Below are 10,401 nucleotides of genomic sequence, written 5' to 3' on the forward strand. Positions count from 1 at the left end.
GGCCTGCTTCGCCTCCTGTTCCTTCTCCTTCTCGGCCTGCTTGGCCTCGGCCTCCTTCTCCTTCTGCTCCTGCTTGGCTTCCTGCTCCCGCTGCTTCTCCTCCTGCTCCTTCTCCTTCTGCTCCTGCTTGGCTTCCTGCTCCTTCTGCTTCTCCTCGGCCTTGCGCTCGGCTTCCGCCTGCTTCCTCTCCTGCTCCTTCTCCTTCTCTTCCGCCTTGCGTTCAGCCTCGGCCTGCTTCCTCTCCCACTCCTTCTCCTTCTCCTCGGCCTTGCGTTCAGCCTCCTCCTGCTTCCTCTTCCACTCCTCCTCTTTCCTCTTGTTCTCTTCCTCTTTCCTCTTGTTCTCCTCCTCGATCCTCTTCCTCTCCCTCTCCGCGTCCGCCTTTTCCTTCGCCGCCTGGTCCTTGGCGAACTCCTGGCTCAGGCTGGTGGTCTCCGTGTCGATCTTCTTCGGCAGGTCCTGGTCGTTCACGGAGTTCTGAATGGCGAGGATGGCTTCCTTGCCCGCCACCCCGAGCACGTCCACGACGGACTGCTGCCACTTCTTGATGGCTTCTTCGCCGATCTTCTTCCAGGTCTCCTTGTCCTCGAGCTGGCCGTACGTCGGGTGGTCACCGTGGAAGCCGTCCAGCTTCACCGCGTGGTACGAGTCGTAGGACTCGTATCCGTAGTCCTCGTAGAAACGGACCTTGGTGATGTTGTTCTTCCAGATCCACTCGGAGACATCCAGCAGGATGTCGTGCAGCCAGCGCAGCGGATTTCCGGTGAGCAGCTGCCAGGTGTTCCATTTGTTGTACAGCGAATAGGAGGCGTTGTGGATGTCCTGCCGGTATTTGCGGAGTTCATTGCCGTACTTGGATCCGGTGCCCTGGAGGGGAATCTGCTCGCTGTACGACTTGTAGTTGCGCGCCATCCCGTGGACCATGTCCCGGAAGACCCCGGCGGCCATTCCCTTCCATGACGCCTCCTCCTTGCCGAGGTCGAACTCCCAGTCCCGGAGGTCGTCGTACCGGTTCTTGAAGAAGTGCGCGGCCCGGTCGAGGGCTTCGGCCGACCTGTTGAAGGAATCCAGGTCCACCGCGTCCTTCTCGTTGACCCTGAGGCCATACCACTCGAACCCGGTGGTCTTGCCGTTGTTGATCAGGGACACCAGCGCCATGCCGCCGCCGTAGCTGTAGTGCGACAGGCCGACGTTGCTCCAGGTCGTGTCCTTCGACTGGCCCTCGAAGTCCTTGCCCAGCCCGCTCTTGAACTCGGCGCCCACGACCACCCCGCCGGCCGGGGGGTCGTCCGTGCCGTTGGTGCCGAGCAGGGTGATGCGGGCCTGCTTCATCACGACCTTGGTGCCCGGGGCCGCCCCGCTGATGGGGCCGTGCTTCCCGGAGTAGAACGGGATCACGAAGTCGGTGTTGTTGATGCGCCAGCCGGAGTTCTCGGTACGCCACGACATGTCGTTGACCGCTTCGACGATCGCGTTGGACGGCTCGCCGTCGTAGTCGGAGAACTCCAAGCGCATCAGCGGGATGTCGTTGTTCCCGAGGAGGCTGTCGAAGAGGTCCGCCCTGGCGGGCAGGGCGACGCCCGTCAGCACCCGAACAGCCCTGGCCCACCAGTCGTTGTCGGAGTGGGCGACGGGGACTTTCTTGGACATGGCGCGGGACCTCCGGCGGGCCGGTCAGCGGGGTGGGGGCGGGCGTGAACGGTGGCGGCGGGACGCTCAGCGGCTAGTCGTCATCGTCGCCGCCGCCCTTGGACTTGCCGCCGGCGAGGTCGTCGTCCACATCCTCGAAGATGTCCAGGAACTCCTGGCCGTCGATGGTGGTCAGATTGCCGCCCTGGGTGGAGAACAGCGTGGAGATGGTGGTCTCCAGGTTGTCCTCGATGTCCCCGAAGAGCTTGGCCTGCTCCTTGTAGATCTCGATGACGTTCTCCGCCATCGTGGCGAGGCTCTTGTTGAGCTTCGCCACCTGCCCGTCGACTTCGCCCTCCTGGAGCATCCAGCCGAGCGACAGCGGCTTCCCGGCCTGGTAGGAGTCGAAATCCTCGATGCTGATGTCTTCTTTGCCGATCAACGAGCCCATCGAGGGACCGAACGTGGGGTCGTCCTCGGTGATCTTGCGGATCTCGTCCTTGAAGGGCAGCACGCGATTGTCGAGGAAACTCTGGAGACCGGCCTTGTCCAAGGTCAGCTTGGTCGTCTTCTCGTTCGGATCCTTGGTGTCCACTCCGGGTCCTTCGCGCTGGGGGTGTGATGGGCGAGCCGGCCGCGGGGGCCGGCCCCGCCGGCGGGCGTCAGCGGCCGATCTTCACCGAGTCCCACATCTGTGTCAGCGACTGCTCGCTGTACTGGTAGTTCTCGGAGACTGAGGTCAGCAGGGCGGAGTGCTTCGTCAGCAGGTCCTCCATCCCCTTGACCGCGTTGTCCCAGGCCTGCTGCTTCTGGGTGTAGACGTCCTTGTCGTCACCGATCCAGGTGTTCCTCAGCTCGTTGAGCTCCATCTCCAGGTTCTCGAGCGTGGTCGCGATGGCCTTCGTCTGCGTGATCATGTCGTCGGCCGCGTTGCTCATATGCGAGTAGTCGACGTAGATGTAGCCGTCGGTGAAATCGCTCATTGCCTGTCCTCGTCTCGCCTAGGTCCGAACGGATGATGGGGAAGCCGACGGCCGGATCAGCCGGTCAGGGTGTCGAAGACGGCGTCCGACTGCGAGTAGGCCTGGTTGATGGCCTCGTTCGAGGACCCCTGCTGCTTGCCCTGCTCGACGAGGGTCTGGTTCAGCGTCTCGATCATGTCCTGGACATTGGTGAGGATGACATCGGCCTTCTCCTCCCAGGAGGTGACGAGGTCCCGGAAGGCGCCACCGTCACTGCCCTTGTAGTGGGTCATGAGGTTGCTCTTGGTGGACTCGACGTCCTGGCGGCACTTCATGACCCCGCTGAAGGCCATCTCCAGGGCCTGGATGCCGTTCCGTGTCGCGGATTCCTCTGACTGCTGCATGCCATTGGCAGACATACGCGCCCCTCTCCTCGATCGGCTTCAGGACGGCGATGCTATGAGGCTCCGCTTGTCTTCTCGCCTTTCTGACTTGTCGTCAGATTGCTTTTCGCTTGTTCGCCCTTGCCGGGGAAGCGGCAGCGCGGCGCCGTCACATTGACCTGGCCGTTCTGCGCGGCCTGCGGATACAGGTCTGGGCCGGAGGGGAGCATCGACAGCATCAGCGAGGGCAGCTCCTGCGGGACCTGGCCGTCGTAACCCAACGCCTTGACCGCGTCCTGGCTCGCCAGCCGGTGCTTCACACCCGAGTCCGTGACCAGGTAGACCGTGCTGCCGACCCGGCCCCCGCCGGCGCCCAGCGCCCGTACGAGAACACCGCGGCCCGGCGGCACGGTGATCCGGTCCACGGGCAGACACGCCGGGGCCGCGGCCGCCCCCGCGGAGTGCTGGGCGACCGGGCCGAGGTCGGGCTCCTCGACCAGCGTGACGCCGACCCGGGTGCCCTTGCCCTGCGGTGCCACCCGGACACACGGGGTCTGCTCATCGGCCACCCTGACCGCCTTGGGTGGCGAGCTCGGCGTTTCGCCGGGACCCTGGTGCAGCGAGCCCTGCGGCGCGAGATTGCCCTGCAGCGCCTGGGAGGTCACCGGCGAGGCGACCGGCGCCTGTCCCCCGTACGCCTTCTCGCGGGTCTGCGGATCGCCCAGCACCAGCGCCAGTTCGGTCGCGGTGAGCGGTGCGAGGCCGTCCTTGCGCAGCAGGTAGTAGCGGCTGCCGGAGCCCGGAACGTCCAGCGAGAACGCCTGGCCGACCCTGGTGGACCGGCCGCCCAGCCTCGGTCCCGAGTCGCCGATCCCCGGGTTCTCCGGCGGTGCGAGGTCGGGGCCCGCGGGCAGCGCACTCAGGAAACCGGCCGATACGGGGACCGGCTTGGCGGAGGCGTAGCCCAGCGCCTCGGCCGCGCCCGAGTCGCGGTCCAGCCGCAGCCGGCTGCCCTGCCACAGCAGGTAGCGGTTGCGGTCCGGGCCCGAGACGAGCACCCCCTCACCCTTGCCGAGCGCGTCGCCGGGAGTCTCCGCGCCCACCGCGAGCGTGGTGCCGACCTTGCCGTCGTCCTCCGCCGACGGCGCGGAACACACCTGCCACGGGTCGTCGGACAGGTCACCCGCCTTGGGCAGCGAGTCCGGGGCGCCCTCGATGCCGATGGGTGTGCCGAGCGGGGTGCCCTTGAGGGATTTGGTGCCCACCGTGGTGGTCTCCAGGTCGGAGCCGGCGAGCAGCAGTGCCGAGGCGTAGTTGCGCACCGGGCGCAGCCGTCCGTCGAGGTACAGATAGCGGGCGCCGGTCTCCTTGTCGACGATCAGCTTTCCGGCGGTGCGCCAGGAGTCCTTCTGGCCGGGCGAGACGAGGCCGAGGACAAAGGCGCCGGCACACAGCAGCACGGCGATGATCACGCCGATGGCGACACCGCGGTTGGTGCGGCCCTGAGGGCTCTCGGGGGCGTCCGGGTCGGAGCGCAGCATGCTGGAGGTCAGCCGGCCCATGAGGAACATATGGGCCTGGACCTGGTCGCGTTTGGTCTGCATGGAGAACTCGTCCTTGGGCGGTCTTGGGCGTTATCCGTTGAGGGAGCGGAGGGCGCCGTAGACGCCGAGCACCCACAGCGACAGGGGCAGCATGCTGATCGCCATGGCCGAGTGCAGCAGTTCGGCGGCCCGGCCCCAGTACGGGACCAGCCGCCGTCCCGGAACCGTCCAGGAGGCGATGGCGATGGCGGCGGCGACCGCGAGCAACCCGCCGACCAGCAGCAGCTTGCCGGTCGAGCTGTACGAGGTGGCCGCCTCGTACGTCAGCAGGGCGCCGCCCCACAGGGCGGGGGCGACCAGCGACAGACGCTGGAGGGTGTTCCCGAGGCCGCGGCTGTGCAGCAGGAGCAGCACCGACAGGGCGGCCATGGTGATGATCTCGGGGAGGTCTTCGGCGCGTGCCAGGCCCAGCATGCAGCCGGCGCAGATCGTCCCGGCCGCGGCGTACAGGCCGGTCATCCAGCCGTCGGCGACGACGGTGCGGGCGGCCACGGCGGCCGGCGAGTGGGGTTCGATGCCCTCCTGCAGTTGCTGGGCGTTGGTGGGCAGCGGTGGCATGCGCAGCCCGGAGAGCCGGAACGACATCGAGGGCACGAACGCGCCGAAGAGCACGGCGGCCAGGGAGACCAGCCCGGCGGCGTGGGCGGCCGACAGATCGGCGGTCATCATCAGCACCGCCGCGAGGACGCCTGCGGCGGCGACCGCCACGGCGGCCACGAAGAGCGCGGCGAAGGCCACGACCAGGGCGACGGCCAGCATCGCGCCGCCCGCCGCGGCGGCGCTCGCGGCGAGCAGCCGGGAGCCGAGCACTTCGTACGGGTGCGGTCCGCCGAGGTCGCCGCCGGGCAACAGCCAGCCGGCGAGGGCGAAGTAGGGCACGGCGGCGAAGCCGAGCGCCGCGCCCGCCTCCGCGTCGCCGACCGCGCGGCTGGCCGAGGCGGCGCCGCCGAGCAGGAACGCCCCGGCGACGGCCGCGGCCAGGGCGCGCAGTTCGACGGGCGGGCCAGGGGTGGCGAGGACGGCGAGTCCGGCGGCGAGGATGAGGATCAGCGTGCCGAGCAGCAGCCGGCGGCTGATGGTCGCCGTCCAGCCGAAGGGCCGGTCGGCCATGGTGGTGGCGACACCGTCGACCAGGTCGTCCAGCCGGACCTCGGGCAGGGCGTCGGTGCGCGGCCTGAGGTAGAGCGTCTCGCCGTCGAGCAGGCCGAGGGATTCGAGGCTGCTGTCCTCGGCGAGCGGCTCGCCACCGAGCCGCTGGAGCACCCAGCCGCCGTGTTCCAGGCCCTGCTCGGCGAGGTCGTCACCCGCGTACCGCACCAGGGTGGGCAGCAGATCGACGACGGGGACGTCGGCGGGGACCGCGAGGTCGATGGAGGTGGCGGGGGCGCGCACGGTGACGCGGCAAAGCCCTGCCGTTGCGCTGTCAGTCATGAGAGTACTCACGCTTCTTCGGGAGACGTGTTCGGGACACGAGGTAGGTCTCCGTGGGGGGTGTGGGGCGTTGGACGTGTGCGCGGGAAGGCTGCACACTACTTGCTGAACCGTCTGCTTCGGTCACGGCCTGCGAAGTGCACCGCGGAAACGGATCGTAGACTCTTCTCCACCGGCCCGGGATTCCTGCCCCCGGCCCGGGTTCACCGCTCCTGCCGTCTGCTGCGGCTGCTCTGCCTCGCCGACCCGGCGGATCCGGCCTGCCCCGGCCGCGCGTGTCGCCGCCCGTTCACTGGTTTTTCAGCCCCATTGGCAGCACCCGGCAGCACCCCCGGCCCGAAGGAGACCGCTCGTTGAGTACCGTCCTGTTCCGCAGGCCCGCGCGTCGGCGCGGCCCGGACATGCCCGAAGGGGAGTTGAGCCTTCAGGAGCCGCCCACGCTCCCCGAGGTGACGCCCGACAGCTCGGCGGTGTGGAACTACCTGCCGATGGCGCTGATGTCGGTGTCCATGATGCTGATGTACATGCGGCCGGGCGGCTCCAAGAGCGGTGCCTTCATGTACCTGGCCCTGGGCATGATGGTCGTCTCCGCCGCCGCCATGATCGTGGGCCAGTTCATGCGCCGCAGCAGCGAGCGCAAACAGAAGCTCAAGGGCGAGCGGCGGGACTATCTGCGTTATCTGCGGCAGACCCGGAAGAAGGTCCGGGCCGCCGTGGTGGAGCAGCAGCGCGCCCTGCTGTGGCGTCATCCGGAGCCGACCGCGCTGTGGTCACTGGTGGGCACCACCCGGCTGTGGGAACGGCGCCCGGCGGACCCGGACTTCGGGGAGATACGGGTCGCGGTCGGTGACCAGAAGCTGGGGCTCCGGCTCTCGCCACTGTCCACCAAGCCGGTGGAGGACCTGGAACCGCTCACCGCACACGCGCTGCGCAGCTTCATCCGTGCCTACTCCACCGTCCCCGACCAGCCCATCGCGGTGTATCTGCGAACCTGGGCGCGGGTGCTGTTCCGGGGCGATCCGGACCGGATCCGGGAGCTGACCCGGGCGATGCTCGCCCAACTGGCCGTGCTGCACTCGCCCGAGGACCTGTGGATCGCGGTGGTCACGACGGACGAGCGGCGGGCCGAGTGGGACTGGGTGAAGTGGCTGCCGCACAATCTGCACGCGCAGGAGAGCGACGGGGCCGGTTCCGTACGGATGGTCCTGTCGTCGGTGAACGAGCTGGACGATCTGCTCGGCGGCGAGTTCCAGGAGCGACCGCCGTTCGACCCGGACGCGACGGCCGGTCGTGAGGAGCCGTACACGGTCGTGGTGTTGGACGGCGTCGCGCCGCCCGGCGGGCACCGTATGGAGGGGCCCGGCCACCGCAACGCGGTGGTGCTCGACCTCACCGGCGAGCTGCCCTGGCGGCCGGGGCGTGCCACGCTGCGGTTCGAGGTCGCCGACGAGACCATGAACCTGGTGCGTACGGACCGCGAGCGCAAGGAGCAGGTGACGTTCCTCGGCCGGCCCGACCGGCTGAGCACAGCCGTCGCCGCGTCGCTGGCCAAGCGGCTCGCCCCGTACCGGATGGGCATGGCTACGGAGTCGGCCGAGCCGCTGGCCGCCGATGTGGAGCTGACCTCGCTGCTGGGCATCCCGGACCTGTACCGCCATGAGCCGCCCACGCTGTGGGGGCGGCGCACCGGATCCGCCCGGCTGCGGGTGCCGATCGCGGTGGGCTCCGACGGGGTGCCGGTGGAGCTGGACATCAAGGAGTCGGCGCAGGGCGGCACCGGGCCGCACGGCATGCTGATCGGCGCGACCGGCTCGGGCAAGAGCGAACTGCTGCGCACCCTGGTGCTGGGCCTGGCGCTGACCAACTCCTCGGAAACGCTCAACTTCGTGCTGGTCGACTTCAAGGGCGGCGCGACCTTCCTGGGCCTGGACGAGCTGCCGCACACCTCCGCCGTGATCACGAACCTCGCGGACGAGGTGGCGCTGGTCTCCCGGATGCAGGATGCGCTGCACGGTGAGTTGATGCGGCGGCAGGAATTGCTGCGGGCGGCGGGAAACTACACCTCGGCCCTGGAGTACGAGAAGGCGCGGGCGGACGGCACACCGCTGACGCCGCTGCCGAGCCTGTTCGTGGTGGTCGACGAGTTCAGCGAACTGCTCTCCGCGCACCGCGATTTCATGGAGCTGTTCGTCATGATCGGCCGGCTCGGCCGCAGCCTCGGCGTGCATCTGCTGCTCGCCTCGCAGCGCCTGGACGAGGGCCGGATGCACCAGCTGGAGAGCCATCTGTCGTACCGCATCGGGCTGCGCACGTTCTCCGCGATGGAGAGCCGGGGCGTGCTGGGCGTGCCGGACGCGTACGAGCTGCCGCCGACCCCGGGCAGCGGCTTCATCAAGACCGGTGTGGAGGCGCTGACCCGCTTCCGGGCGGCCTATGTCTCGGGCCCGTACCGGCGGCGCAGCGGTTCGGCGCACCAGGCGCGGGTGGCCAGTCAGGTGGTGCCGTGGACGGCGGGCTGGGTGGTGCCGCGGCAGCTGCCCGACCTTCCGCCGGACGAGCCGGAAAAGCCCAACGAGAACGACGACAACGAGGCCGGGGACGGCGAGTCGCTGCTGTCGGTGGCCGTGGACCGGATGCGGGACGCCGGGCCGCCCGCGCATCAGGTGTGGCTGCCGCCGCTGACCGATCCGTCGCCGCTCAACGAGTTGCTGCCGTCGCTCGCACCGCACACCGAGTACGGGCTGACGGTCACGGATCTCACCAGGCGGGGACGGCTGTCGGTGCCGGTCGGCGTCGTGGACCGGCCCTTCGACCAGCTCCGGGACGAACTGCGGGTGGACCTCTCTGCGGCCGGCGGCCATGTCGCCGTCGCAGGCGGCCCGCAGAGTGGCAAGTCCACCCTCCTCCGTACGCTGATCACCTCGCTCGCGCTCACCCACACCCCGCGCGAAGTGCAGTTCTACTGCCTGGACTTCGGTGGCGGCACGCTCGCGGGTCTGGTGGGCCTGCCGCATGTCGGCGGGGTCGCCGCGCGGCTGGACCAGGAGCGGGTCGGCCGGGTGATCGCCGAGGTGTCCGCGGTGCTGGCGCACCGGGAGCGGTTCTTCCTGGACAACGGGATCGACTCGATGGCGACGCTGCGGCGGCGCCGGGCGGCCGGGGAGTTCCCCGAGGAGAAGCACGGCGACGTCTTCCTCGTCATCGACGGCTGGTCCACGGTCCGCCAGGAGTACGACCAGCACATCCCGACGTTCAACGCGATCGCGGGCCGGGGCCTCAACTACGGCGTCCACCTGATCGTCACCACCGCCCGCTGGGTCGAGCTGTCCTCGGCGGTGCGCGACCAGGCCGCCACCCGGCTGGAGCTGCGCATGGGCGACCCGATGGACTCGGGCATCGATGTGCGCAAGGCGGCAGGCGTGCCCCGGATCCCGGGCCGTGGCCTGACCCGCGAGTCCAAGCTGCACTATCTGGCGGCGCTGCCGCGTATCGACGGCGTGGCGGCGGCTGACGATCTCGCGGACGGCGTGGCCGGTCTTGTGGCGGCGGTGCGCGAGCACTGGTCGGGCCCGCCCGCTCCCCCGGTGCGGATGCTGCCGACGAAGCTCTCGGCCGCCCAACTGCCGCCCGTGGAGGGCGATCTGCGGATGCCGCTCGGTCTGGAGGAGGACCGGATGGGCACCGTCTGGCACGACTTCAGCGCCAATCCGCACATGATCGTGGTCGGCGACACCGAGAGCGGCAAGACCAACCTGCTGCGGCTCGCCGCGCAGTCCATCATGGCCCGGTACACCCCCGCCGAGGCCCGGATCATGGTCGTGGACTACCGCCGCGAACTGGTGGAGGCGGTCCCCGACGAGTACCGGCTGGGCCACGCCGTCTCGCTGGACGCGCTCAAGGAGCTGGTCGGCGGCGCGGCGCGGGCCGTGAAGACCCGGATGCCGGGCCCTGACATCGCCCCGTCCCGGATGCGGCTGTGCGACTGGTGGACCGGGCCGCGGCTGTTCGTCCTGGTCGACGACTACGACATGGTGGGCGGCGGCGGACCGCTGAACCAGCCCTTCGAGGGCCTGACGGACTTCCTGGCGCTGGGGTACGAGGTCGGGCTGCACATGATCGTGGCCCGCTCGGCGGCGGGCGCGGGCCGGGGCCTGAACGACCCGCTGATGCGACGGCTCCAGGAGGTCAACACCCCCGGGATCCTGCTGTCCTGCCCGCCGACCGAGGGCTACCTCTTCGGCAACGTCAAGGGGCGGATCCTGCCGCCCGGACGGGGTCTGCGGATCGCCCGCCGCAAGAGCGTCCAGATCCAGACGGCCCTGATGGGCACGGAGGATTCATGACATCGGGCGGCGGTCGCGGTGCCGGTGTGCGGAGCTCGCTCCGTACACC

General features: G+C 69.4%; 7 protein-coding genes. 1 reads left to right on the top strand and 6 read right to left on the bottom strand.

The window, feature by feature from the left end; genetic code table 11:
* From ACFV2X_RS23705 to eccD, 6 genes are all read right to left on the bottom strand, one after another.
* On the bottom strand, positions 1-1,650 hold a 1,650-nt coding region (locus ACFV2X_RS23705; RefSeq protein ID WP_385619635.1), incomplete at its 3' end, for an AAWKG family protein.
* A 73-nt stretch (positions 1,651-1,723) separates the two neighbouring features.
* On the bottom strand, positions 1,724-2,224 hold the full coding sequence (locus ACFV2X_RS23710; protein ID WP_385619638.1) for a type VII secretion system-associated protein: 501 nt from the start codon (positions 2,222-2,224) through the stop codon (positions 1,724-1,726).
* 67 nt (positions 2,225-2,291) lie between these two features.
* Positions 2,292-2,612 carry a WXG100 family type VII secretion target gene (locus ACFV2X_RS23715; protein ID WP_014174510.1) on the bottom strand — a complete coding sequence of 107 codons (321 nt, stop codon included), beginning with the start codon at positions 2,610-2,612 and terminating at the stop codon, positions 2,292-2,294.
* Positions 2,613-2,668: 56 nt separating this feature from the next.
* Complete coding sequence (locus tag ACFV2X_RS23720) at positions 2,669-3,010, bottom strand: hypothetical protein (protein WP_014174511.1); 342 nt, start codon at positions 3,008-3,010, stop codon at positions 2,669-2,671.
* A gap of 38 nt (positions 3,011-3,048) precedes the next feature.
* On the bottom strand, positions 3,049-4,578 hold the full coding sequence (gene eccB / locus ACFV2X_RS23725; protein WP_385619640.1) for a type VII secretion protein EccB: 1,530 nt from the start codon (positions 4,576-4,578) through the stop codon (positions 3,049-3,051).
* Positions 4,579-4,608: 30 nt separating this feature from the next.
* Complete coding sequence (eccD, locus tag ACFV2X_RS23730; protein ID WP_385619643.1) at positions 4,609-6,009, bottom strand: type VII secretion integral membrane protein EccD; 1,401 nt, start codon at positions 6,007-6,009, stop codon at positions 4,609-4,611.
* 353 nt (positions 6,010-6,362) lie between these two features.
* Here eccD and eccCa point away from each other — a divergent pair, with 353 nt between their 5' ends.
* On the top strand, positions 6,363-10,352 hold the full coding sequence (gene eccCa, locus ACFV2X_RS23735) for a type VII secretion protein EccCa (RefSeq protein ID WP_385619645.1): 3,990 nt from the start codon (positions 6,363-6,365) through the stop codon (positions 10,350-10,352).
* Positions 10,353-10,401 lie beyond the last annotated feature (49 nt).

The organism is Streptomyces sp. NPDC059679 (genome assembly GCF_042734105.1).
Taxonomy (GTDB): domain Bacteria; phylum Actinomycetota; class Actinomycetes; order Streptomycetales; family Streptomycetaceae; genus Streptomyces.